Source organism: Trinickia sp. EG282A (genome assembly GCF_040965455.1).
Taxonomy (GTDB): Bacteria; Pseudomonadota; Gammaproteobacteria; order Burkholderiales; family Burkholderiaceae; genus Trinickia; species Trinickia symbiotica.
On sequence record NZ_JBFRCC010000003.1, the window covers coordinates 592,048 to 616,235 of the forward strand.

Below are 24,188 nucleotides of genomic sequence, written 5' to 3' on the forward strand. Positions count from 1 at the left end.
CTCGCGAGATCGCTTGCGTCTGCCATTTCAAATGAAAGGATGAATTCAATGAAAGTCGGAGTCGACTACTACCCCGAGCACTGGGACCGCGCATTATGGGAGCAGGACGCGCAGCAAATGAAGGATGCCGGCATCACGATCGTGCGCCTCGCCGAATTCGCATGGTCGAGACTCGAGCCCACCGAAGGCACATTCGATTTCGACTGGCTCGACCAAGCTATCGATATCCTCTCGGGTCATGGCATCGGCATCGTGCTGGGTACGCCTACGGCGACGCCTCCCGTCTGGCTCACGCACCGCTATCCTGACGTACTGCCCGTCGACAACAAGGGGCACACGCATTACCCGGGCGTGCGCCTTCACCGCTGCTACAACAGCCCTTCGTTGCGTCAATTCGGCGAGCGGATCATAGACCGGCTAACGAAGCACTACGGTGCGAATCCCGCCGTGATCGGTTGGCAAACCGACAACGAGCTCGCGGCCAACGACTGCCATTGCGAGCATTGCACGCGACGCTTTCGGTCCTGGGTTCGAAGCAAGTACGAAACGATCGAGAATCTCAATCGCGAGTGGGGTACCGTCGTCTGGAGCGGCGAGTACAGCGATTGGATGCAGGTCAGCACGCCGCTGGGCGGTTCGCCTCATCTCAATCCGTCGTTCCTGCTGGACTTCCGCCGCTTTTGCTCGGATTCGGTCGCCGAATTCAACCGGTTCCAGGCCGAGATCATTCGCCGGAACAGTCCGCGCAAGTTCGTGACGCACAACCTGTGGGGCTACCCGGTCACGGCCGACTACTACGATATGTTCGACAGCATGGACTTTGCATCTGTCGACTATTATCCGGCGACCGACCTCGTCGACGACTCGAAGTCGAGGATGTATCACGGCGCGCTGACGTTGGATCTGACGCGCGGTGTCAAGCGCAAGAACTTCTGGGTGATGGAGCAACTGAGCGGAACGCCCGGGTGCTGGTATCCGATGTCGCGGACGCCTTTTCCTGGGATGATCCGCGCGCATGCGTGGCAAAGCGTGTCCCGTGGGGCCGACGCAGTGGTCCAGTTCCGATGGCGCTCGGCCCGCATCGGCGCCGAACAGTTCTGGCATGGCTTGCTCGACCATCATGGCGTACCGGGCCGCCGCTTCGAGGAGTTCGTGCAGTTCAGTCGCGAAGCGGCGAAGCTCGCTCCGCTGCTGGAGGGCACGACGTTGGACCACGATGTGGCCATGCTCTTTTCGCACGAGCAACTCAACGCGTTTCAGATTCAGCCGCAATCGGATGGCTTCGATTACCTCGGCAACTTCAAGCGGCTGCATTCGGCGTTCGTGCGAATCGGTATCGGCACCGACGCGATCAACTGGAAGGACGATTTCGGCAATTACAAGCTCGTCGTCGCGCCGATGCTCTATCTCATCGATGACGACATCGCGGCTCGGCTGCGCGAGTATGTCGAGCGAGGCGGTACGCTCGTCCTAACGACGCGCTCGGGTGTGAAGAATATGAACAACGTGTGCCTGCCGGACCGCTTGCCGAACTTGCTGACGGAGCTCGCAGGCGTTGTCGTGGACGAATACGATCCTGTCGGCAAGGACCGGCAGCGCGTTAAGTTCGATATCGGCGGTGAGTTCGAATGCGCGCAGTGGTGCGACGTCCTTTCGCCAACCACAGCCGAAACGTTGGCGGCCTATTCGAGCGAGTATTTCGCGGGCCGCGCGGCCGTGACGAGAAACGTCTGCGGTAAGGGCACCGTTTATTACGTTGGAACAGTGCTGGACGATGAAGCGACCAAGCGTCTGCTCGGTCGGATTGCGGCCGATCTGAATGTCGACTGCATGCCCGATCTACCCGAAGGCGTGGAGACAGCCGTCCGAAGCTCGGCCACGACACGCCTTCGATTCATCTTGAACCTGACGAAAGAGCGCAAGCGCGTGACCGTCCATGGGAGTGAATGGACGAGTGCGCTCTCCGGCGAACGAGTGTCTGCGGGGAGCTTCGAGCTTGCGCCAGGGGAGGTCGAGATACTAGCGGCGCCACCGCGCCGTTCGTGCACATAGCTCGAAAACGTCCCTCTACTACCTCGTGAGTCGTCAGCTAGTCGTCTACGGCCTCGATCAGAACCGGTATGCGCTGAACGGCGCGAGGTCTTGCTTTGTCGGCCGGCCGGCCACCATCTCGGCGATCAAACGTCCTGTCGTCGCACCGAGCGTCAGCCCGAGTTGGCCGTGGCCGAAAGCCATGAATGCATTGCTCAACCGTTGCGAGCGATCGATGATTGGCTTGGTATCCGGCAGGAACGGTCGGTAGCCGACGCCATACTCGAGCCCTTCCGTGCGCAGTTCGGGCAGAACCCGCTTCGCCTTCTCGAGGATGATTTCTGCTCGCTTGAAGTTCGGCTTCGCATCGCGCCCCGCGAATTCTATAGTGCCGCCGATTTGCAGGCCACGTGTGAACGGGCTGAAGCAAAAGCCGCCGTCGGCATAGATGACCGAATGCCGAAGTTCCACGCCTGGGTTGGGGAGCAAGGCCTGATAGCCCGCGATGCCCGCAAGCGGGACGCGCACGCCGAGCGCGTCGAAGAATCGACGAGACCCGGTTCCCGCCGCGACGACAACCTGCGTTGCGGCCAGACGCTCGCCATTCATGAGGGTCACACCTGTCGCACGCCCGGACGACTCATCGATCCGGGCCGCTTCGGCGCGAACGCGGCGCCCGCCCTGCTCGACGAAGCTGTCGGTGAGCGCGGCGAGGAATCCCTCCGTATCGTTCACCGCGCGCCAGTCCGGGAACAGTAGACCGTGAGAGAAGCGTCCGGCGAGCGCGGGCTCGAGATCGCCGATCTCGGCCGCATCGAGCCGCCGCGACTCGAACCCCAGCGACGTGCGCAAATCCAGATGCGGCTTTTCGCGCGCGATGCCGTCCGGATCGTCGAAGACTTCGATGACGGGCTGCTCGCCCATCAGCGCCTTGTCGCCGCAGGCTTCCAGCAATGGCGCATAGTCCGCGTAGACATCGTGCGTGAGCGTTGCCATCGCTCGCGCGATCGACTCGATCTTCGAATGGCGTGCGCACGAGACGAACCGCAAGAACCAAGGCAGGATGCCCGGCAGCGCACTCGGCCGCAACGCGAGCGGCCCCTTCTGATCCATCAGCCAGCCCGGTACCTTCATCAAGATGCCGGGTTTCGACAGTGGAATGATTTCGCTAACGGCCATTTGACCGCAGCTCCATTTCGCGGTGCTGTCGCCAGGCGCGGCCGGGTCCACTATCGTGACCGAGTATCCGCCACGCTGAAGGTAGAGCGCGCAGCAGACACCAACGATTCCGCCGCCCACGACGATGGCGGTCTCCTTCAAGGCTGGCCGCGTGCGCGAAGAAGCCGATGCGGGAATCGCATTCAATGGGTGAACTCCTGCGCAGGGAAGTCGAATAATGCCCGCGAAGCCCCGAAGATCTCGCCGAACCGCGCCTTTTCCGCGTCGCTGAGCGGCTGCATCGGCAAGTTCGCGATTGCGCGGATCTGAGCCATTCGTGTGATCTTGCTTGCGCCCAACGCGTCAGACGCCGTTGCCGCCCACCGTCCGCAGACTCTTCCATTGCCCCTGCTGCACTTCGAAGAGCGTGTACGGCGGCTTGATCAAATCGCCATTCCCGTCGAATGCGATCTTGCCCGTGACGCCCGTGACAGTGACTTTCGGAAAAGCCGCGACGATCTTGGCGCGATCGAGCGAGTCGGCATCGTGAATCGCCTTCAGCATGGCAAGCGCGGCGTCATAGGCAAACGGCGCATAGAGCTCGACGTCCTGGTTGAAGCGCGCCTTGTAACGCTTCGCGAATGCCTGAGCCGAGGGCAGCTTGTCCAACGCGGGACCCGGCTCGAGGTCTTGCGTGCCTTCTCCCGCCGAACCGGCGATCTGAACGAAGGCATTGCTCTTGAGCGCGCCCGCGCCAAACAGATGGGCCGGCATGCCGAGCGAGCGCATCTGCTTGACGAGCATCGCCCCTTGCTCGTCGAGCCCGCCGAAAAAGATCATGTCGACGTTCTTCTGCTTGAGCGTCGTCAGGATGGCGCGAAAGTCGACGGCCTTGTCGTTGGTGAATTCGCGATCGACGACATTGCCGTTCGCGCCCTTGGCGCCTTTCTCGAACGCATCCGCAAGGCCTTGGCCAAAAGCGGTGCGATCGTCGATGATGCCGATCCGCTTGGCCTTCAACTGCTGCACCGCGAACTCGCCGGCGATCACCCCGCCGATGCCGTCATGTCCCATCGTGCGGAACACGTTGGCGAAGCCCTGATGAGTCAACGCCGGATTGGTCGAGCCCGGCGTGATCATCGCGACGTTTGCCTTGTGGTAGACCGCCGACGCCGGAATGCTGCAACCTGAGTTGTAGTGTCCGATGACACCGACCACGCCGTCATCGACCATCTTCTGCGCCACTTGGACGGCAACGCGCGGATCGGCCTGGTCATCCTGCACGTCGAGCACGAACTTCACGGGCTTGCCGCCGATCGTCGGGTTCTTCGCGTTCTCCTCGTCGATGGCGAGCTGCGCGCCGTTTTCGAGGTCCTTGCCGACGCGGGCCACCGGTCCCGTCAGCGGTCCCGCGAATCCGATCTTGACGATCTCGGGCTCCGCGCCATACGACGGCGCATGCGCGCACAGGACCCCAAATGCAAGTGCGACAACAAGGTTTCGGCGTTTCATGATGTCCGTCCTCTTCGGTGCAGACTGCTGCGGTGGTGGAAAGCGACGCGGGCGATCGGGCTCGAGATCGATATCGGAATTGGTATGCAGGCGGCCGTGGCTGCGTCGGATTCGCTAACATTGCGGCGCCGAAGTCGCGTTCAGGCTCGGCAACCGACGGCACCGCACAAACGACGCAACCATACTCACACAAAGATTTTTTGTCCGCAATTGATTTATCTTTGTGTGGAGGTAGGTGCTTTCCCCGACGGAGCAACGGATCACCGATTCTCTCCAGAAGAATCGGGCTTCGCACGGCATTCAAAAAGGGTTTAGTATGTGATCCGTGCAGACGAACCACCTTCCAACAGACAGTTTTGAGCCGCCCCGCTGAGTACTTTGTGTGAAGACACCGCCCGAATGAAGATCGACTTGAACCACACAAACGGTGCAGAGGTTCCGCGTACAAAAGGACGCGAAGCCACCTATCTCGAGATATCGCGCAACCTCGAAGAGAAAGTCCGCAGCGGGTTTTACCCGCCCGGCAGCCGGCTGCCGCCGCAGCGCGACCTGGCGCTGGAGCTCGGTATCAACGTGTCGACCGTCTCGCGGGCATACAAGGAGTTGCAGGCGCGCGGGCTCATCGTGGCGAGCAAGCGGCGCGGCTCGATCGTGACCGGCGGCGCGATGCCAGCGGTGCACACGCGAGCGGAGAGCAATGGGAGCACGGTCAGCCCGAACGCGGTGATCGATCTGACAGTCAATCGGCCCGCGACCGGCGAATTTCTTTCGCAGCTCGCGCGAACGATGGCGACAATCGCGCGCGACCCTCGCTATTCTGAAACGCAGGAGTATCAGCCGCCGCAGGGGCCTCAGTGGGCGCGAGCCGCGGGCGCGCAATGGATTGCCGCGCCGGGATTCGCGCCGCTCCCCGATAACGTCGTCGTCACCAGCGGCGCTCAGCACGGTCTTTATGCAGTCCTAAGCAGTCTGATGGGACACGAGGGTGTGATCCTCTCCGACCAGCTCACCTATTACGGCCTGAAGGCGCTCGCGCCGGTGTTCCAGTTCGAGCTCGTCGGCATCCCGAGCGATCATGAGGGGCTGCTGCCGGATCGCCTCGAAGCGGCTTGCAAGCGCATGCGGGTGAAGGCAATCTTTGTCGTGCCGAACCTGCAAAATCCGACTGTCACCACGATGAGCCTCGCGCGCCGCGCGGCGCTCGTCGACGTTGCGCGGCGCCATCACATCGCGATCATCGAGGACGATGTCTACGGCCCGTTGTTGCGCACGCGCTTGCCGACGATCGCGAGCCTGTGCCCGGAGTTGACGTTTCATGTCACGTCGACGTCGAAGATCCTGGCGCCCGGACTGCGCATCGGCTACCTCCTGACGCCGCCGCACGGTGCCGCGCTTGCGGCCGAGGCCGTCCGCACGACGGCCTGGATGCCGGCGCCGCTATCGACGCTGATCGCCACGCGTTGGATCGAGGACGGGACTGCCCAGACGATCCTCGACGCGCAGCGCGCCGAACTGGCGGCGCGTCAGACGCTCGCGAGCGAGCTGTTGCCGGCCGAGCATCTGGCGAGCGATCCGGCTTGCATGTTCGTGTGGCTGCGGGTCCCGCCGCCGTGGCGCTCGGACGATTTCGCAGCAAACGCGCTCGCGCGCGGCGTCAACACGATGCCGGCATCGGCGTTTGCGGTGGATCGCTCGACGGTCGAGCACGGCGTGCGGATCAACCTGGCGTGTGCCGCGTCGCGAGAACAGCTGACGAGAGCGCTGCAGATCCTCGCTCACACATTGCGTGATCGGCCGCGAGCGCTGTTCGGCAGCATCTAATGGAATGGCGGCAAGCTCGGGCTGCCGCTAACCGCCTGCCGCCGCCAGAGTCATGACCCTTGGCGCCAACAGATAGAACCCCACGCCGATGATGATGAGATAGCCCAATAGGATGAACGTCCATCCCATGTTGTGACGAATGACCTCGCCTTCGTTGCGCACGAAACGACTCGTCGATACGCCGACGCTCGTCGTTTGGGGCGCGACGGGCTTCCCTACCTCGGCGCCGATGGAGTTCAGCGACGGTAGCAGCAGAATCGGAAAGCCGAGCAAGCGACCGACCGTCACCTGGAAGAAGCCGAACATGGCGTTGGTCGACGTATTGCTGCCGGACAGGGCGACACCGATCCAGCCAAGAATCGGCGCGACGACGATATAAGCGATCCCGATCTTCGAAAATCCCTCGGCGAGCGAGGCCGCCATGCCCGAGAAATTGAAGACGTAGGCGAGGCCGAAAATAAAGATGCCGACGAGCAAAGCGCCCCACATCTGATGCCAGGTCCGGCTGAACGCTTCGGCGTACTGCGCCGGCTTCATGCCGATCAGCAATGCCGTGATCAGCCAAGCCGCGAAGATCGCCGTGCCGCCGATGAATGGCGCAAACGAGAAGACCGCGCTGATTTGCGTACCGGGGTGGATCGACGAGCCGGCGGCCGCCGAGAGCTTGACCCAGACGATCTTCGGCAACGGAGACCACGGCCCGGTCCAAAGCACCACCACGACGATAAGCACGATGAAAGGCAGCCACGCACGCAACAGTTGCCCGCTCGTCAACCCATGCGCCTCGCCGGCGACCCTGGCGGCCTCCGCTTCGATCGGCTTTCCGCCATAGCCAAGCGTCCGTTTCGGGCGCCAGAATTTGAGCAGCACGAAGAGCGCCGCAAAGCAGACGATCGACCCCGTCACATCGGGCAAATAGGGGCCCAGGAATACCGCGACCGGATATTGCCCCGCGATATAGGCGAGCGAGCCGACCACGGCGAGCGGCCAACCGTCGCGCAGACCCGTTCGGCCGGTAACCAGATAGATCAGGACCCACGGCGGAAGCAACGCGAGGATGGCCACGATGTGCCCGACCGAGGCAGAAAGGGCGAGCACTGGAAGGCCCGTCACGGCCCCGAGCGCAATGATCGGCACGCCGAGCGCGCCGTATGAAACAGGCGCGTTATTGGCGAGCGCGGCGACGCGGATCGCGTCGAGGTCCGGAATGCCGAGCCCGATCAGTATCGGAGCCACGAACGCCCACGGATAGCCGAAGCCGACCAACCCTTCGAGCAGCGCGCCGAATGCCCAGGCGAACATGATCGTCTGGACTCTCACGTCCGCGGTGCCCTGCGTGGTGAGCCAGCGGCGAAAATCGTCAAATACGCCGGTAAGCGTCAGGGAATTGAACAGCATGACGCCCCAGAACGTAATCCAGTCGACGGCCCAGATGCCCGTCAGCGACCCGTACGCGAAAACCCTGATCCCCGTCGTCACCGGCATCGTCCAGACCACCGCGGCGATGATGAAGGTGACGATCGCACCGATCAGTACGGAGATCCAGGCGGAAACCCGAAAGACGGCAAGGAGGACGAGGAGAACGACGACGGGCACAAGGGCGAGCAGCCAGGAAACGAAAAGGTTGCCCGCGGGATTGAGAACTTGCTGGAACATGGATCAGGCTCCCTCTGATTATTGGGCTTTGCCAGGAGACAATTGATCACAATGTGACGTTCCTTCAGTGTAGGCGCCAACGCCTTGATTTACAACGTCAATTCGCCTTCGCGGGCGCATCTCCCGCCAAAGCCGCGCGAGGGCGCCATCGGAATATCCGCGAGCGTTCCTCGGTATAGCTTCCCGTGAGCATCCTGAAGATGAGAACCCTCCGGGCGCTCACTCCACATCGCATCAGTCCGCCATTTAATTAGGAGTCCGAAATGATCAAGCGCAGCGCAATCATCTCCGTTTCAGTGATGATGTTCGCCGGATCGAACCTCGCCGGAAGTGCATCGGCGCAAGAGAAAACCCGCGAGCAAGTCCGCCAGGAACTCGTTGAAGCGAAAAGAAACGGTCTCGACTTCATCACCGACACCTCTTATCCCGAGATCAACCCGCTATTCGCGCAGCAAGTCGCGAAGCTCAAGGGTCAACGGCGCGATAGCGGTACCGGCGGTGCGATGCCCGGTAAGAGCGATGCCGGCACGACCGATAGGTCCATCGCGGACCCTGCGGTTTGCGCCGGACCTGTCAGTTTTTGCAACGTTTATTTCGGCTCCTGACCGGTAGCTCGACCAGACATTTGCCCACCACGAATCGGGCAAGCCCAATCCCCTCTCGCGAGATAGACAGATCATGAAGCAAGTCGCAATTTGCATGCTGACGGTAGGCGCACTCGCCAGCTTCTCAGCCGCGTTCGCAGAGCCGCCATCGGCGCCGATCACGCGGGCTCAGGTGCGCGCCGATCTTTTGCGCATCGAACAAGCTGGATACAATCCCGCAGCCAACAACGATCCCTACTACCCTGCCGACATTCAGGCAGCGGAGGCGAAAGTGGCCGCTGAAGACGCGGCCCGGAAAGAACAGCAGTTGGCCGTCGACTCAGTAGGAGGAACGCCGCGGTCCGGTGCGCCGTATGCTGGCAAGCGGGATAGCCTCAGCCCGGCGCGCTCGACGGGACTTGGACAATAACTACTTCGTAAGGCGGTGGATGCGCTTTTGTGAAAAGAGCCATTCCGACCGTCGCGCAAGATCTCTCGGATGGAGACATCCGAGACAAAAAGCTAAAAGCGCAGACTGATGTCGGCCCAGCTAGGCGCGAATCATCAGGGTGGGGTGATAGCGCCACACTTTCGGGTCAGCGCTCAACAGTGCGATTCCTTCGTGCAGCGCTTGCGCGATCATGACGCGATCGAACGCGTCCGCATGGTCATCGTGCAGCGGCAGCGCGGCCACGGCCTCCGCATGCTCGCCCGCAATGGGCAGTTCGGCGAAGCCGGCCAGCCGAAACGCTGAGCGCGCGTCATGTGGATGCACGCGCAGGTTGCCCTTCGCATGTTTGATCGCGATCTCCCAGATCGCCGCAGCGCTAACCAGCAGCGAATTTGTTGGATCCTCAATAAAGCGAATTGCCTCCGACGATAGCTGCGGAGCGCCTTGCGCAGCCCACAACGCGATATGGGTATCGAGTAGCACCCTCATGGCGCGAGCCCTCGTCGCGCGCTCGCCTCGAAGTCCGCGGCGACCGACTCGTCGCCCGCATTGAATGCTTCGACCGTGCTCGGTATTTCAAGTCCGGCGAGCAAGTGCCGCGCGGCGCCGATGCGCCGCGGCGCGGTAAAGGGCACCAGCCGCGCAACCGGTGTGCCATTGCGTGCGATGACGACCTCGTTCTCCTCCCCAAGCTCGAGCCGCTCCACTAAACTCGATAACTTTGATTTCGCGTCGTGCATGTTGACGGTAAGCATTGGCATCCCCTGGTTAGCTAATCACCATTAGCTAGTATGCGGGTGTCGAGCGCCAAAGACAAGCTAGCCAAACGGCCGATGGATTGCTCGGGTCGCGTATTCACCCCGTCAGACGGTGGCCCGCAGAAGGTCCCCGACGCGAACCCCCGGCAATGCCGCGGCGCTGCCGCGATTGACCGCGATTTCAACGAGCCCGATCGAGTTCACGTACCAGAACGCCTGGCCGGCCGCGACTTCCGCGAACACGCGTGCATACGCGACATCCGTGGATCCGACCCGCAGCCGCGCGTCGGTTGACAGCGCTTTCGCGCGCAACCCCGTCAATACATTGCCGTAGTGATCGACATAGATGACTTCCGCCAGATCGCCCTCTCCGAACCGCACATCGAGCTCAGACATTGCTTCGAGCTTGTCGAGCGGCAGCCGAGCGGCATCGCCGGCAACGCTGACCCATGCCGCTATCGGCGCAAACAGATCGCGACCATGAAACGACGCGGAGAGTCCGGCCGGACGCCATGTCACGCGCCACATCCGAGCCCGCGATGCGCGCGCCGCCACGACCGAGAGCAATCCGTTGTCGGGCCCGACGAACCACTGACTGTCCGCCTGCACGACGACCGCGCCCCGCTCGCTGCCGACGCCCGGATCGATGACGCAGAGAAACACCGTGCCGTCGGGATACCAGGCTCGCAACGCGGCGAGCAGATGCGCGCCCGCCCGCGCATCGAAATTGGGAACTTCATGCAGCACATCCACGATGGGCGTGCCGGCTGCCGCATGGCGCAGCAGGGCGACTTTCATTTGGCCGACGTAGATGTCGTCGGCACCGAAATCGGTAAATAGCGCGATCAAGGCTTGACTCCTTCTATCCCTTTCGATCGGGAGAACGAGGTTCTCAGCCGCCTCGCGCAGGTTCGTCGATCAGACGACCGTCTCCCGCTCCGGCGTGGCGCTGATCTTGTGAAGCGACAGGTCGGCCCCGTCGAACTCGTTTTCCTCGTCGAGCCTGATTCCCACCGTTGCCCGCAGAATGCCATAAACGATCGCACCGCCCGCCGTGGCAACCACGATGGCCGCCATCGTGCCGACGCATTGCGCCAAGAACGAAACGCCCCCTGCCCCGCCAAGCGCCTTCAATCCGAACACGCCGGCGGCAATGCCGCCCCATGCACCGCATAGACCGTGCAGCGGCCATACGCCGAGCACGTCGTCGATACGCCAGCGATTCTGCACGCAGGTGAACATATAGACGAAGAGTCCCCCGGCAATGGCACCGGTCACGAGCGCACCGATCGGATGCATGACATCGGAGCCGGCACAGACGGCGACGAGCCCCGCGAGCGGGCCGTTGTAGCTGAAGCCCGGATCGTTGCGTCCCGCGAGCCAGGCGGTCAGCGTGCCGCCGACCATCGCCATCAGCGAGTTGACGGCAACAAGTCCGCTGATCTTGTCGATGGTCTGCGCGCTCATGACATTGAACCCGAACCAGCCTACGGCAAGCACCCAGGCCCCCAGCGCGAGAAACGGGATGTTCGAGGGCGGATGAGCCGCAATGCGGCCATCGCGTTGATATCGGCCGCGTCGCGCGCCAAGCAGTAGGACGGCCGGCAACGCCACCCAGCCGCCGAACGCATGAACGACGACTGAGCCGGCGAAATCGTGAAACGGCGCCCCCGCCACAGCGGTCAGCCAGGTCTGCAATCCGAACCGGTCGTTCCAGGCGATGCCTTCGAAAAACGGATAGACGAAGCCAACCAGCAAGAACGTCGCGCAAAGCTGCGGATTGAACTTCGCCCGCTCGGCAATCCCACCCGAGACGATGGCCGGTATCGCGGCGGCGAACGTCAGCAGAAAAAAGAACCGCACGAGCGAGTATCCGTTGTGCTCGGCGAGCGTCGTCGCATCGCCGAAAAACTCGACGCCGTACGCGATCGTGTAGCCGATGAAAAAGTACGCGATCGTGGAAACGGCGAAGTCCACGAGGATCTTCACTAGGGCATTGACCTGGTTCTTCTTCCGGACCGTGCCAAGCTCGAGAAACGCGAATCCAGCGTGCATGGCAAGCACCATTCCGGCGCCAAGCAGCAGGAACAAGGTATCGGCGCCCGATTTCAGCTCATTCATAGGAACAAATGTTTGCGCAAAAAATGGGCAAAGCGAGCAAGGATCGTACCAAAATGGGGGATTCTGTGTACTATTTCGGTGCTCGCGCCTTGCACGGCGCGTTCCGCGCACCATCCGAGTTCACGGCAGCAGGCTTAACGCCATCGGGAAGTCGCACACATTCGGTGCTTGCAATGCACTAAGGCAGGGCTTCATGCACTCAAGCTGCGCACTTTTTGCAGTCATACCTCACGTGTTAGATGCCGCCCCGAGGCATAATTGCCGATGACTGTCAACCAGAAAAGCAGCGGCATTTCAAAATTGCTCACCGGCACCATTTACCTGCCGAAATCGGCACTTCGAGAATCGATTTGGCGGAAAAGGGAAGCCGACCACACTATCTTTTCCTTTTTTCATCGTATTTATTGCCGGTTTTTGCGCGTCCCCATTTTTTTCATTGATCCAGATCAAGTTTTCGCACGTGCCCTACAGGCTTAATTCGTCAGCCTTCAACACGGACGAAGCGAGGTCACACAGTGCGGTCTTTTGTTTCCTTTTTTCCATCTTCACCCCCAAAATCAGCCGAACCGATGTATAAATTACGGCTATGGATACTCATTTCTTTCGGGGTCGTATTTAATTTTGCGGGCCTTTGGCCCTCGAGTGCGCATGCACAAAGTACGCTGACCATCAGCGGCGTGACTTACAAGCAATGCGCATCGGAAAATAGTTTCTGCTCATTCAGCGGCAGCGCGAAGGTCGTCTTCGGCACTGCAACGATGTACGACATCAACGGCCCGTTCACGAACGGCGTGAGCTGCTCGAACGGCGTCGTTTCCCAAACCGATCCGGCCTACGGGTACACGAAGTCCTGCTGGTATGCCAGCACGACGTCCGGCACCAGCACGTCCGGCACGACGAGCACCTCGGGAACGAGCACGTCCGGCACGACGAGCACGTCCGGGGCGTGGACCCAATGTGCGACCGAAGGCGGCAATTGCTCGTTCTCCGGAACGAAGACGGTCCTCTACGGGTCGAGCACGACCGCCAACAACATGTCGGCGATCTTCACGAACGGCGTTGCCTGTAACAACGGTTCGTTCGGCAACGACCCGGCCTACGGCTCGACGAAGTACTGCTGGATCCAGGCGTCGACGTCCACGACGGGCACGACCGCCGGCACCACATCGACGTCGGGGACCACCTCAACCTCCGGTACCACTTCGACCTCAGGTACGACTTCGACTTCGGGCACGACCTCCACGTCCGGCTCGACGTCGACGAGCGCTAATTCGTCGACGAGCTCGACGAGCAGCTCGACGTCCACCTCTTCTGCCAGCGGCACGATCAGCTGCTCGACGCCGACCGCCTCCTCCGGCGGCTCCGCAAACGGCCTCGTCAGCGCCGACGTCAAGACGGCTGACGGCACGCGCCTGTTCGCGCAAGGCAGCTCGTTCAACCTGTCCTTCGTGACGGCGGCTCCCGCGGCCGACAACGTCGTCTGGTCGATCCAGGATCACGTGGGCAACGTCAAGGGCAGCGGCACCTTCGCGGTGGCAAGCGGCACGCAGACGAACACGCTTTCGTGCAAATCGACGGTCGGCGGCTACTTCGCCGTGACGGCGACGCTCTCGAAGGCCGGCGGCACGCTGCCGCAAGCCGGCACGCGTCCGACGGGCATTGCGACGTTCGGCGTTCTGCCCAACGTTTCGGGCGTGATTCCGGCGGTCTCGTTCGCGCATCAGGAACAGCACCGCTTCGGCATGCAGGGCTTCAACAGCAACGCGGCGGCGCTCGCGGCGCTCGGCATTTCGCAGACGATCGACGATCGTGAGCTTTCGGCCATGGAGCCGAACGGTCCCAATACCTGGACGCCGTCGCTCTCTAACCTCGACCCGTCGTACACGAGCGGCAAGACCATGCGCCTCGTCCGCCTCGACGGCATCCCGGCCTGGGCGAGCCCGACCGGCGGCTTCCAGGACGACACGCACGCGCCGTCCGATCTGAGCTACTACCAGAACTACATGGCGCGCGTCGGCACGGATACGGCCAACGTCCGGAAGACCTACTTCCCGACCCAGCAAAACGACTACTACCAGGTGACGTGGGAGCCGCAGTGGACCGATTCGCAGTCGAACTTCGTCGCGATGTATAAGGCCGTCTACACGGGCTTGCACTCGACGGATCCGAACGCGGTGGTGATGGGCACGACGAATCCGCTCGTCGCGAACTGTCAGACGGAGTGCACGAGCGGCTATCTGCAGACGTTCGCGGCGCTGGGCCTCGGTCAGTACATCGACGGCATCACGACGCACGGCTACTACAACGCCGGCACGTACCCGTCGCATCCGCCCGAGCTCTACGACACGGATCCGAATCCGGCGAACGTGGCCAATGCGCTCGATAAGCAGATGCAGCAGCTGCGCTCGCAAATGCAATCGGTCAAGCCGAACATGCGGCTGTGGTCGACGGAACTCGGCATCAGCTACGACCCGGGTATCTCGTACGGTGCGAACTCGCCGTCGTCGAACCAGCTCTACGCTCAGGCTGCGATCGCGGCACGCGCCCACCTGATCATTCTCGGCGAAGGCGCGCAGGTGACGTACTTCTTCTATGGCCCGGATTATCCGGATGAAGTTGGCTATGGATCGTTCTTCGACCTCTCCGATGCACAAGGCGCATACGGTGCGACGAACCTGAGCCCGAAGCCCGAAGCGATGGCGTTCGCCGCAATGACGCGAATCGTCGACGGCACGCAGACGCTCGGACGGGTGAACGGCCTGCCGACGATGGTGTACGGCTACGCGTTCCAACAGCTCAACGGCGGCAAGGTCATTACCGCCCTCTGGACGCACAACAACGCGCAGTGGCCGACGTCGTCGGGTTCGTATAGCTCGACGTACAGCACGTCTTATGGGCTGCAGGTCGACTCGGCGGGCACGAGCGGCAACGTGACCGTCCTCGATGTCATGGGCAACGCGAGCACCGTGCCGTATTCGAACGGCGTCGCGACGCTCAAGCTGACGGAATCGCCGATCTACGTGGTGTCCACGAACGCCACCGTTGCGAAGGCGAACGCGACGGCGCCCCTCGGATACACGGGGCAATAAACTAGAAAAAGCCCGCTTTGCGGCGGGCTGATGAAAGAAGGGACCTCCGGCACCGTCAGGTGCCCGCGAGGTCCCTTTGCATTTCCGATGGTGTTTACCGCAGGCCGCGCGCTTTCGCGCGGCAAGCTTGTCGACCTTCGGTTCGCTCGCTCAGTCGACGAGACGGATGCCGAGCACCGTGGCGCGCGCCGTGCGAATGCGCTCGGCTTCGCGATAGCGCGCCTGGAACGAGTAGTCGGAGTCGAGCGGCAGATGCGGCGACGCGAAAAGATCGTTGATCTTCTGGAACAAGGCGAGAACAAAGCTCATGGCGACTCCCAATTGAGTACGGGTTTTCCCTGAGTTGAATTCTAGGGTTTTCCCTAGGCCTCGTCTAGTGCAATGCAGCAATTTTTTGCCAGTGCCCTGGTTTATCCCGTTTCGCTGACCTCATGCGTTGCAGCAGCACAACAACTTTGACTGGGCGCGGCGGCGCCCACTAGAATCACGCCACCCTCGCGCCTGGCACTGGCGCACGGATCCGAGAGGTCCCCTCCTATTTCCTGCCCATGACCCAGGTCTTCGTCTGGCGGCTCCTCGCCGCGTTCGCGTGCGGCGTCGCAATCGGCATCGAGCGACAAATGCGCCAGCGCACGGCCGGGTTGCGCACGATCACGCTCGTCGCGAGCGGCGCCTGCCTCTTCGTCTCGCTCGGCACGCTGATGGGCACCGGCGTCACGCAGATCGCCGCTTATGTCGTCTCGGGCGTCGGCTTTCTCGGCGGCGGCGTCATCATGCGCGAGAAGGGCTCGATCCAGGGGATCAACACCGCGGCGACGCTCTGGTGTTCGGCCGCCGTCGGCGTGCTGGCCGGCACGGGGTTCTACGGTGCCGCCATCGCCGGGACGATCGTCGTGCTTGGGACGAACACGGTGCTGCGCGAGCTCAGCCGCGCGATCAATGCCGCGCCCGTCGGCAACGCCGATCTCATCCGCGAGTACGAACTGACCGTCGTCTGCCGGGAAGAAGACGAAGTGCACATCCGAGCCGTGCTGTCGAATGCGATGTATGCCGAACCGCTGTCGTTCCAGAGTCTCACGAGCCGCGATTGCGAAGGCGAGCCTCCGCGTCTCGAGGTCACGGCGACCTGTCGCACCCATCCGAAGGACCAGGCAAGACTCGAACACATCGCCAGCCGGATCAGCATGGAAAAGGGTGTCTCGAGCGTGAGTTGGACCGCGAGAGAAGTGGAGACGACGCCCGAATAGGTCGCCGCGTGCCTCTCGCGGCGGTGTGCGCGTGAAAACCGCTGCCGCGGCCGTTCGAGCGAATCTCGAACGTCGCCTGCGCGGCGGGAACATCCGCGTCAATCAAGCAGCGGCCGTAAGCGCGGCCACGCCTGCGTCGACCGACGCGACGTCAGGCGGGCGCACGACGCGCGCCACTTCGACGCCGTCACGCAGAAAGATCAGCGTCGGCCACAGCTTGACCTTGAACGATCGGCCGAGCGGCCGGCCGGGACCGTCCTCGATCTTCAGGTGTCGCGCTTGCGGAATGCGCGCGAGCGACTCCGTGATCAACGGCTGCGCGCCACGGCAGTAGCCGCACCAATCGGTACCGAACTCGAGGATCGTCGCACCGGTCAGCGCGTCGACTTCGGCGCGCGCCGGCGCGGTTTGGGAATACGCGGTCATCTCTGCTCCGGGTTTCGTCGAATCTCCATTGTCCGCCAGTCGGGCGATGCCCGCTGGCGCCTCATCCAATCGCACATGATCATGTGGGCGTTAGTGATGCGCGCGAGCGGCACGTGTTTTCGCCGCCTTCTTCGCCGCGGCGGAGCGAGCCGCGGCCCCCTTGGTATCGGCGGCCTTCTTCGCGGCGGCCGAACGAGTCGAAGCGCCCTTCGTATGGGCGGCCTTCTTTGCCGCCGCCGAACGGCTCGCCGCCGGCCGCTTGGCCGCGGCCGACTTCGCCTGCTTCGACATCGCTTCGCTCGACGCGCCCGCGCGGCTCTCGCGCTTGAGCACGCCTTCCGACGTGCGCGCACGTTTGGCCTTCGTCTCTTTGCTCGGCGAATGCTTCGGCGTGCCGTGCTGTCCCGCGGCAGTGTCCTTCTCCGCCTTCTTGCGCGTCGCTTCGCTCGTCGCTCCCTTCTTCGGCGGCTTCAGCGGCACGCCCGCGCGCCGCGCTTTCGAAAGCCCGATCGCCACGGCTTGCTTGGCCGATCTCACACCGTGCTTGCCGGCACGCACATGATCGACTTCCTCTTTCACGAACTCGCCGGCCTGCGTGGTCGGCGCCTTGCCCGCACGCTTGTCGGCTTGGGCACGTGCGACTGTTTTCCGCTCGGGCATGATGGCTCTCCTCGAAATGTCCGTAGGGCGATCACGGTCACGCAATGTGTATGCCAAACATCCCAGCAACGACTCGTGTGGCGCCGATGGGCCAACATCGGCCAAGCCAGCTTGCGTTGACAGACCGTTAACTCCAAGGGCCGCCCGTCATCGCCGGGTCACATTCGCCCCGGCATAATCGCCGGCGCGCCGCGAACCGCTCCCAAGAACAAGCGGGCGGCGCGCACTGACATGACATGAAGTCACAATGAATTGCAGTTTTGCATCGGGGATCATGCACATGAGCATCCGGCATCGTATTACCTTGCTGGTCGTCTTGATGTTCGTCGCCTTGTCGGCGATCGGCATCTACGCCGTGTATCAGACGCGCACGAGCGCGGTCAACGTCAAACAGGTGACCCAGGGCATCGTGCCCAGCGCGCTCGCCTCCGCGGACCTCGTCTCCGCGGTGAAGGATGTCCAGATCGCCACGATGACGCTCGTCTACGCGCCCGATGCGAACATGGTCGCTCAAGCTCAGGACCAGTTGAAAGCGAAGGAGGCCCAGCTTCGCCAAGGGCTCGATTTGCAGGCGAAGGCCGCGGCGAGCCATGCTCAGCAGGGGCTCGTGACGCAGGCGCGCGAAAGCCTCGACAACTACTTCGCCGCGATCGCCGACACGGCGAAGATGAAAGCCGATGGCAAGGACGCACTCGCGCAAGCGTATCTCTTCGCAAACGTCGCCCAGTACCGCGACGAGCTCGAAGGCATCGTCGAGACGCTGCGCATCGAGAAGAATCGCCAGAAGGACGATGCCATCGATGCACTCAACGGCATGCTCGCCACGACGACGACGGCCATCGCCGGCGTGACCGCGGGCGCGGTGATCCTGCTGACCGCTATCGGCTTGCTGCTCTACCGTCAAATCACGCGTCCATTGAGCCGCATGCAGCAAGAGATGAGCGAAATCGCATCGAGCCAGGACTTCACGCGGCGCGTGCCCGTGGGCCGCATGGACGAAATCGGCCGGTCGATCGTCGCCTTCAACGAGATGATCGAAAAGATCCAGTTGAGCTCGGCGCAACTCAAGCAAAAGACGGCCGACATCCAGGCAATGCTGCAGAACATGCCGCAAGGCATCCTGACGGCGGTGGCGGGCGCGGTCGTTCATGCCGAATACTCGGTCTACCTCGAAACGATATTCGAGACCAACGAGATCGCGGGCCGACCGCTGATGGATCTCGTCTTCGACGAGACGGAACTCGGCCCGGACGCGCTTTCGCAGATCGATGCGGCGATCCACGCATGTCTCGGCGAAGACAGCATCAACTTCGAGTTCAATCAGCACCTGCTCGTGAACGAAATCACGAAGCGAATGCCGGACGGGCGCGAAAAGATTCTCGACCTGAGTTGGTCGGCGATTACCGACGAGACGGATACGATCGTGCGCCTCATGCTTTGCGTGCGCGACGTCACCGAGCTGCGCAAGCTCGCCGCGCAAGCGAGCGAGCAAAAGCGGCGGCTCGAGATCATCGGGGAAATCCTGTCGGTGAGCCAGGACAAGTTCCATCACTTCGTTGAAAGCTCCACGCGCTTCATCAGCGAAAACGAGCGGATCATCCGCCAGCACGAGCAGCCGAACGGGTCTGCCATCGCGGAGCTGTTCCGCAATATGCATACGATCAAGGGCAACGCTCGCACCTACAGTCTTCAGCATCTGACCAACATCGTGCACGAAGCCGAACAGGCCTATGAAGAATTGCGCCGCTCCGAAGCGGCCGACGGTTGGGATCAGCAGGCCCTGATGCAAGACCTCGCGCGCGTGCGCGAAGCGATCGAACACTACGCGCGAATCAGCGAAGTGAGCCTCGGCCGCAAGGGGCCTGGTGCGAACCACAAGCGTGACCGCTATGTCGTCGTCGACGAGGCGCACATCCATGACAGCCTGCGCCTCATCGATCAGGCCGACCCGGCCAATGTCCGAGAGTTGCTGACGATGCGCGATTCGCTGCGCCAGTCGTTGCGTCTCTTCGGCACGGAAACGATCGGCCACGCGCTCTCGGGTCCGCTCGAGTCGCTGCCCTCGCTCGCGAAGGAGCTCGGCAAAGAGACGCCCGAGGTGCGGATCGACGACAACGGCTATCGCATGCGCAATCAAGTTGCCGGGTTGCTCAAGGATGTGTTCACGCACTTGCTGCGCAACTCGCTCGATCACGGCATCGAACCCGCAAGCGAGCGGGAGAAACAAGGCAAGCCCGCGGCGGGCGTGATCGACATCGAACTCGGCATCGACAATGGCGCGCTCCAGATCACGCTCAGCGACGACGGCCGCGGCCTCGCGCTCGATCGCATCAGGCGTCTCGCCGCCGAGAAGGGCTTGATCGCGGCCGATGCGGCGCTGACCGACGAGGCAATCGCCGAGCTCATCTTCCAGCCCGGCTTTTCGACCGCGGGTCAAGTGACCGAGGTGTCGGGACGCGGCGTCGGCATGGATGCGGTGCGCAGCTTCGTGAAGCGCGAACACGGGTCGATCGAGCTGCGCTTCACCGACGATCGCAAGGGTGCGCCCTATCGCCACTTCCAGACGATCGTCTCGCTGCCCGAGCGCTTCGCCGTCGACAGCCTCGATCGCGATTCCACTCGCCCCGGGCAGTTTCGCTTCGACGCGCTAGCCGAATGAACGGAGCAAGGAACGAGCAGTGAACGCAAGTCATATCGCAGCAGCATTGATCGGCGGCGTCGTCGCGCTGATCGGGGCCCTCCCCTGGCATGCCTGGGCGACCAAACGCTCGGCCGCGCGGCTCCGTGCCGAGGTCGACGCGCAGCGCCAAGCCGCCCTCTTAGTCGCCGAGACGCGTGAGCGCCAACGAATCGAGCAATACGAGGGGCAACTGCAAGAGGCGGGCTCGCGCATTGCCGAGCTCGAAGGCGAGCTCGCCAGGGCGATCGGGAACGCGAGCGAGCTCGGCACCGCGCTCGCGAACGCCGAGGCGCAAAAGGCCGCCTGGCTCGACGACGCGCGCCGGCTCGCCGGCGAGGCCGCGCGCCTGCGCGGCCTTTCGGTTACGTTCGAGCGCTGGCACGAGCAGATGATCTCGCTGATGACGCAAAATCACGACATGCACAAGAAGAATCAGGAGCTCTCCGCGATTGTCGCGCATGTGCTGATCGTGTCGTTGAACGCATCGATCGAGGCCGCGCGGGCCGGCACGGCCGGGCGCGGGTTCTCGATCGTCGCGAGCGAAGTCCGCACGCTCGCGACCCGCTCCCAAGAGCTCTCGAAGAGTTATCAGAACAGCCTGAATCGCAACGACCTCATCACGACGGCGACGTTTCAGGACATTCAGGCCGGCGGAAAGATGATCACCGCATCGCTCGGCAGCGTCGATGCGCTCGCGAGCCAACTCGAATCGAAGATCCTGCAGGCATCGACGTGATCAGCAGTCAAGCGAAGGACAGCTTTGAGCGCATCTTCGAGCGCGCCGCGCGCTCGCGCCTCGTCGCCGACGATAGCCATCTCTGCCAGGTCGAGCGAGCCGAGCCGGGCACACACAAGATCGGCAAGAACGAGAAAGTCGTCGTGCTGACGATCTCCTCGATCTCGTTTCGCCTGCTGCTCGGCCTGCATTTCAGCGACGACGAGGCGACGCGCCGATACTTCGTGAAGGGCGACGACGAGCGGCCGCTGGCCGACGCGTTCATGGAAGTGGCCAATCTCTGCTGCGGGGCGATCAATCAGGCGCTCGTCGAGCATTTTCCGGACATGGGAATGTCGACGCCGTATGTACTCGCGAGCGCCTGCATCGGGCATCTCGACCAATTGCATCCTGCCTTCGAGACGCTTTACGACATCGTGATCGAGGGCAGCGTGCGGCTGGCGGCGACGCTTTGCGTCTCAGCGCACGACACGATCGATTTCGTCGCCGATACATCGTCGAGCGAACTGCAGACGAGCGGCGAACTCGAGCTTTTCTGACGATCGAAACGCACTATTGGGAAAGGAAGGGAAAAACATGGCGAAGATATTGGTCGTAGACGATTCGAGCACCGTCCGCGACGAAGTGGCGGGCTTCCTGCGCAAGAGCGGACTCGAGGTGGACACCGCCGTCGACGGCAAGGACGGCCTCACGAAGCTCAGGACGAATCCCGGCATCAAGCTCGTCGTCAGCGACGTCAACATGCCGAACATGGATGGCCTCACGATGGTCGAGAAAATCCGCGGCGAGCTCGGCAATACCGCGGTCAACGTCATCATGCTGACGACGGAAAGCAGCCCGGCCATGAAGGATCGTGGCAAGGCGGCCGGCGTAAAAGGCTGGATCGTGAAGCCGTTCAAAGGCGAGGCCGTGCTCGAGACCTTCAGGAAGCTGGCGAGCTGATCGGCCGGCAGGCCTTATCGAGAATGGTCGGTCCGTCTTCGAGAGACTCGAGGTTGCGTTCGACGATTTCGAGCATGGCGCCTTTATTAAAAAAAACGGGTGTTCATAGCGTTCTTGTGCGTTCGCCGTATGGATCGTCGATCGACGACCGAGCGGCCATGTCCGGTCACCGCACGCAATTTCAGGACTCCTGATTGACTCGCCCCCCGTCCGCCGCCTACATTGGATGGCCGAAAACCGGATGATTGTTCGGTAACCGAACAGCGCGCTCGATCCCGCCCCGCTCGTCGACCCTCGAACGTGTTCCGGCAACGGCGGTGCGCTCGCGGACACTCGACGAGCGGCCATGCAATGGAAACGGAGACATGAAGCAGACTTCTTTCAAGGCGGACGTGGCGCAATCGGCGGCGCCGCGGCGCGGCATCGTGGCCGGGCTCGTCTATGCGTTCGAGCGGCTGATGCCCGACCCGTTCGTGCTTTCGCTCGGGCTGACGTTCGTCGTCATTCTTCTCGCCCTGGGTCTCGCACCGAAGCACTCGATCGAAACCATCCTCGATTCCTGGTATGAGGGAACGTTCAAGATCCTTGGCTTCGCGCTGCAGATGATTCTCATCTTGGCCACCGGCTATGCGATCGCTGATGCGCCCGTCGTCCAGCGCGGGTTGCGCGCGCTCGCCTCGGCCGTGCGCACACCGGCCCGCGCTGCCTTGCTCGTCTTCCCCGTCGTCGGGTTCGCGGCCTGGCTCAACTGGGGTCTCGGCCTCGTGGTCGGGGCTTTGCTCGCGCGCGAGATCGCGCGGCGCGTGAAAGTCGACTTCGCCTGGCTCGTCGCGGGCAGCTATTCGGCCTGGTCCGTCTGCAACAGCGGGCTCTCCAGCTCGATCGCGCTCTCGCAGGCGTCGCACGGCAACGCGCTCAACCTCGTCGAAAAGGCGACGGGCCATGTCATCGGCTTGAGGGAAACGGTGTTCGCGCCGTTCGTCTACGTGCCGACGGTGCTCGTTGTCGTCGTGATGGCGTTTATCTTCGTACGGATGCATCCGAAGGCGGAGGACGTCGTCGCGTTCACCGCCGACGAGCCGGCCGCCGCGCCCGAACACGACGCGCACGGCCGCACGGCTCCCGCGACATCGTTCGCGGCGCGCGCCGAGCGCTCGGTGCTCGGTACGCTGCTGTTGCTCGCGCTCGGTTGCGGTTACCTCGGAACGACGTGGTACAAGAAGGGCTTCGAGCTCGACATCAACACGACGATCCTGCTCTTTCTGCTCGCGGGGCTCGCGCTGCAGCGCTCCCCGATCGCTTATGCGGATGCGATCCGGCGCGCCGCGCGGCAGACCGGCTCGATGCTGCTGCAGTACCCGATCTACGGCGGGATCATGGGCATCATGATCGGCACCGGGCTTGCGTCGACGATCGCTCGAACGTTCGTCACAATCGCGACGCCTGCGTCTTTGCCGCTTTGGAGCTATCTGAGCTCGCTCATCATCACGCTTCTGATTCCGAGCGCGGGTGGCCACTGGGCCGTACAGGGTCCGTTCGTCCTGCCCGCCGCGCTGAGCCTGAACGCCTCGCTGCCGCATACGGCGATGGGCGTGGCGATGGCGGAAAACGTCTCGAACATGCTGCAACCGTTCTGGGCCGTGCCGGTCGTCGCGATCGCGGGCATCAAGATTCAGCGCGTGATGGGCTATACGGCGATCACGTTCGTCGTTTCGCTGTTGATTTACGGCGCCGCTCTCTGGTTGATTCCGTAGCCTGGGTCGAAGCGATTGCGATGCCGCGTGGAAGGACGCGCGCCGGCACGGCGCGGGCGGCGAGCGGAGCGCGCCGCCACTCGAGCGCCGACACCGTGCCAGAAAATCCTTACAAACGACGCAACCTATCCCTACTCGACAATCCGCGTCTTCCTATCGAAGAACCCAGGTGACCCGCGTAGGATGAATCTCGAGGCAAACGAGTGGCGGGCCGGCGCGGCCGCCGCGCCTCGCGGCTGCGATGCCGAACGATCATCGTCCCTTAACCTACCGGAGCGTCGACATGAACACCTGCGCCGTCGATCACGAAGTTTGGGAACTGCTGCCCGAAGAGACCGCTCTGCGCCAATGGATCATGACTTGGTACCATTTCGCCGTCAGCGAGGGCTACGTCGAGCCGGAATACGAGCTCGACAATGCGACGGCCGAGCGACTCGAAGGCTATTTCCAAGTTGGACTCACGCCCGGTGAAGGGGCCGACGTCATCTTCGGCAAACTGCACTAGTGCCCTGAGCGAAAGCCGATGTGTTCCACGAGGCGGGCGCTCGGCTACGGCCGGCCG

25 protein-coding genes are annotated in these 24,188 nt (G+C 62.8%); 12 read left to right on the forward strand and 13 right to left on the reverse strand.

Annotation, left to right across the window (positions count from 1 at the left end; all coding sequences use genetic code 11):
- Positions 1-48: 48 nt before the first annotated feature.
- Positions 49-2,052, forward strand: coding sequence for a beta-galactosidase (locus AB4Y31_RS17195; protein ID WP_368674939.1), 2,004 nt, complete (start codon positions 49-51; stop codon positions 2,050-2,052).
- Positions 2,053-2,109: 57 nt separating this feature from the next.
- Here the strand turns inward: AB4Y31_RS17195 and AB4Y31_RS17200 are convergent, their stop codons facing one another.
- From AB4Y31_RS17200 to AB4Y31_RS17210, 3 genes are read right to left on the reverse strand one after another with little or no spacing between them, the layout of a single operon-like run.
- The gene (locus AB4Y31_RS17200) at positions 2,110-3,396 is read right to left on the reverse strand and encodes an NAD(P)/FAD-dependent oxidoreductase (protein ID WP_368674940.1); all 1,287 of its coding nucleotides are present in this window, start codon (positions 3,394-3,396) and stop codon (positions 2,110-2,112) included.
- Complete coding sequence (locus tag AB4Y31_RS17205; protein WP_368674941.1) at positions 3,393-3,524, reverse strand: hypothetical protein; 132 nt, start codon at positions 3,522-3,524, stop codon at positions 3,393-3,395. Before AB4Y31_RS17205 ends, AB4Y31_RS17200 begins: the two co-directional genes overlap by 4 nt.
- Before the next feature lie 28 nt (positions 3,525-3,552).
- Entirely contained in the window at positions 3,553-4,701 is a 1,149-nt protein-coding gene (locus AB4Y31_RS17210) for a branched-chain amino acid ABC transporter substrate-binding protein (RefSeq protein ID WP_368674942.1), read from the reverse strand.
- A 399-nt stretch (positions 4,702-5,100) separates the two neighbouring features.
- On the opposite strand from AB4Y31_RS17210, the gene AB4Y31_RS17215 reads away from it, so the two are divergent.
- On the forward strand, positions 5,101-6,522 hold the full coding sequence (locus AB4Y31_RS17215; RefSeq protein WP_368674943.1) for a PLP-dependent aminotransferase family protein: 1,422 nt from the start codon (positions 5,101-5,103) through the stop codon (positions 6,520-6,522).
- 27 nt (positions 6,523-6,549) lie between these two features.
- Here the strand turns inward: AB4Y31_RS17215 and AB4Y31_RS17220 are convergent, their stop codons facing one another.
- Positions 6,550-8,178: an L-lactate permease gene (locus tag AB4Y31_RS17220; protein WP_368674944.1), complete on the reverse strand. Its 1,629-nt coding sequence runs from the start codon at positions 8,176-8,178 to the stop codon at positions 6,550-6,552.
- A 263-nt stretch (positions 8,179-8,441) separates the two neighbouring features.
- Here AB4Y31_RS17220 and AB4Y31_RS17225 point away from each other — a divergent pair, with 263 nt between their 5' ends.
- The gene (locus AB4Y31_RS17225; protein WP_368674945.1) at positions 8,442-8,783 is read left to right on the forward strand and encodes a DUF4148 domain-containing protein; all 342 of its coding nucleotides are present in this window, start codon (positions 8,442-8,444) and stop codon (positions 8,781-8,783) included.
- Between the two features lie 73 nt (positions 8,784-8,856).
- Positions 8,857-9,192, forward strand: a complete 336-nt coding sequence (locus AB4Y31_RS17230) for a DUF4148 domain-containing protein (RefSeq protein ID WP_368674946.1) — start codon at positions 8,857-8,859, stop codon at positions 9,190-9,192.
- Positions 9,193-9,312: 120 nt separating this feature from the next.
- Here the strand turns inward: AB4Y31_RS17230 and AB4Y31_RS17235 are convergent, their stop codons facing one another.
- The 6 genes from AB4Y31_RS17235 to AB4Y31_RS17260 form a co-directional block, all read right to left on the reverse strand.
- On the reverse strand, positions 9,313-9,702 hold the full coding sequence (locus AB4Y31_RS17235; protein WP_368674947.1) for a type II toxin-antitoxin system VapC family toxin: 390 nt from the start codon (positions 9,700-9,702) through the stop codon (positions 9,313-9,315).
- Positions 9,699-9,968, reverse strand: coding sequence for a type II toxin-antitoxin system Phd/YefM family antitoxin (locus AB4Y31_RS17240; protein WP_020565984.1), 270 nt, complete (start codon positions 9,966-9,968; stop codon positions 9,699-9,701). The genes AB4Y31_RS17235 and AB4Y31_RS17240 overlap by 4 nt, the downstream gene beginning before the upstream one ends.
- A 108-nt stretch (positions 9,969-10,076) precedes the next feature.
- Positions 10,077-10,820, reverse strand: coding sequence for an S-adenosyl-l-methionine hydroxide adenosyltransferase family protein (locus AB4Y31_RS17245; protein WP_368674948.1), 744 nt, complete (start codon positions 10,818-10,820; stop codon positions 10,077-10,079).
- A gap of 69 nt (positions 10,821-10,889) precedes the next feature.
- A complete protein-coding gene (locus AB4Y31_RS17250; protein WP_368674949.1) occupies positions 10,890-12,092 on the reverse strand; it encodes an ammonium transporter in 1,203 nt (400 codons plus the stop codon).
- Between the two features lie 832 nt (positions 12,093-12,924).
- On the reverse strand, positions 12,925-13,068 hold the full coding sequence (locus AB4Y31_RS17255; RefSeq protein ID WP_368674950.1) for a hypothetical protein: 144 nt from the start codon (positions 13,066-13,068) through the stop codon (positions 12,925-12,927).
- A 120-nt stretch (positions 13,069-13,188) separates the two neighbouring features.
- On the reverse strand, positions 13,189-13,530 hold the full coding sequence (locus AB4Y31_RS17260) for a hypothetical protein (protein ID WP_368674951.1): 342 nt from the start codon (positions 13,528-13,530) through the stop codon (positions 13,189-13,191).
- A gap of 10 nt (positions 13,531-13,540) precedes the next feature.
- Here AB4Y31_RS17260 and AB4Y31_RS17265 point away from each other — a divergent pair, with 10 nt between their 5' ends.
- Positions 13,541-15,181: a hypothetical protein gene (locus AB4Y31_RS17265; protein WP_368674952.1), complete on the forward strand. Its 1,641-nt coding sequence runs from the start codon at positions 13,541-13,543 to the stop codon at positions 15,179-15,181.
- Positions 15,182-15,331: 150 nt separating this feature from the next.
- Here AB4Y31_RS17265 and AB4Y31_RS17270 read toward each other — a convergent pair whose 3' ends face one another.
- Entirely contained in the window at positions 15,332-15,490 is a 159-nt protein-coding gene (locus AB4Y31_RS17270) for a hypothetical protein (RefSeq protein WP_368674953.1), read from the reverse strand.
- A 239-nt stretch (positions 15,491-15,729) separates the two neighbouring features.
- On the opposite strand from AB4Y31_RS17270, the gene AB4Y31_RS17275 reads away from it, so the two are divergent.
- Positions 15,730-16,428, forward strand: a complete 699-nt coding sequence (locus tag AB4Y31_RS17275) for an MgtC/SapB family protein (protein WP_107149586.1) — start codon at positions 15,730-15,732, stop codon at positions 16,426-16,428.
- 102 nt (positions 16,429-16,530) lie between these two features.
- Here AB4Y31_RS17275 and AB4Y31_RS17280 read toward each other — a convergent pair whose 3' ends face one another.
- Both AB4Y31_RS17280 and AB4Y31_RS17285 read right to left on the reverse strand, forming a co-directional pair.
- A complete protein-coding gene (locus tag AB4Y31_RS17280) occupies positions 16,531-16,854 on the reverse strand; it encodes a thioredoxin family protein (RefSeq protein ID WP_368674954.1) in 324 nt (107 codons plus the stop codon).
- Positions 16,855-16,944: 90 nt separating this feature from the next.
- The gene (locus tag AB4Y31_RS17285) at positions 16,945-17,514 is read right to left on the reverse strand and encodes a DUF6496 domain-containing protein (protein ID WP_368674955.1); all 570 of its coding nucleotides are present in this window, start codon (positions 17,512-17,514) and stop codon (positions 16,945-16,947) included.
- A gap of 280 nt (positions 17,515-17,794) precedes the next feature.
- Here AB4Y31_RS17285 and AB4Y31_RS17290 point away from each other — a divergent pair, with 280 nt between their 5' ends.
- The 6 genes from AB4Y31_RS17290 (at position 17,795) to AB4Y31_RS17315 (ending at position 24,131) form a co-directional block, all read left to right on the forward strand.
- Positions 17,795-20,173 carry an ATP-binding protein gene (locus AB4Y31_RS17290; RefSeq protein WP_368674956.1) on the forward strand — a complete coding sequence of 793 codons (2,379 nt, stop codon included), beginning with the start codon at positions 17,795-17,797 and terminating at the stop codon, positions 20,171-20,173.
- A gap of 19 nt (positions 20,174-20,192) precedes the next feature.
- A complete protein-coding gene (locus AB4Y31_RS17295; RefSeq protein WP_368674957.1) occupies positions 20,193-20,930 on the forward strand; it encodes a methyl-accepting chemotaxis protein in 738 nt (245 codons plus the stop codon).
- Positions 20,927-21,469 (forward strand): hypothetical protein, encoded by a 543-nt coding sequence (locus tag AB4Y31_RS17300; RefSeq protein WP_368674958.1) that lies wholly within the window; start codon positions 20,927-20,929, stop codon positions 21,467-21,469. The genes AB4Y31_RS17295 and AB4Y31_RS17300 overlap by 4 nt, the downstream gene beginning before the upstream one ends.
- 37 nt (positions 21,470-21,506) lie before the next feature.
- Entirely contained in the window at positions 21,507-21,872 is a 366-nt protein-coding gene (locus AB4Y31_RS17305; protein WP_368674959.1) for a response regulator, read from the forward strand.
- A 365-nt stretch (positions 21,873-22,237) separates the two neighbouring features.
- The gene (locus tag AB4Y31_RS17310; protein ID WP_368674960.1) at positions 22,238-23,626 is read left to right on the forward strand and encodes a TIGR00366 family protein; all 1,389 of its coding nucleotides are present in this window, start codon (positions 22,238-22,240) and stop codon (positions 23,624-23,626) included.
- Positions 23,627-23,909: 283 nt separating this feature from the next.
- Positions 23,910-24,131 carry a hypothetical protein gene (locus AB4Y31_RS17315; protein WP_368674961.1) on the forward strand — a complete coding sequence of 74 codons (222 nt, stop codon included), beginning with the start codon at positions 23,910-23,912 and terminating at the stop codon, positions 24,129-24,131.
- Positions 24,132-24,188 lie beyond the last annotated feature (57 nt).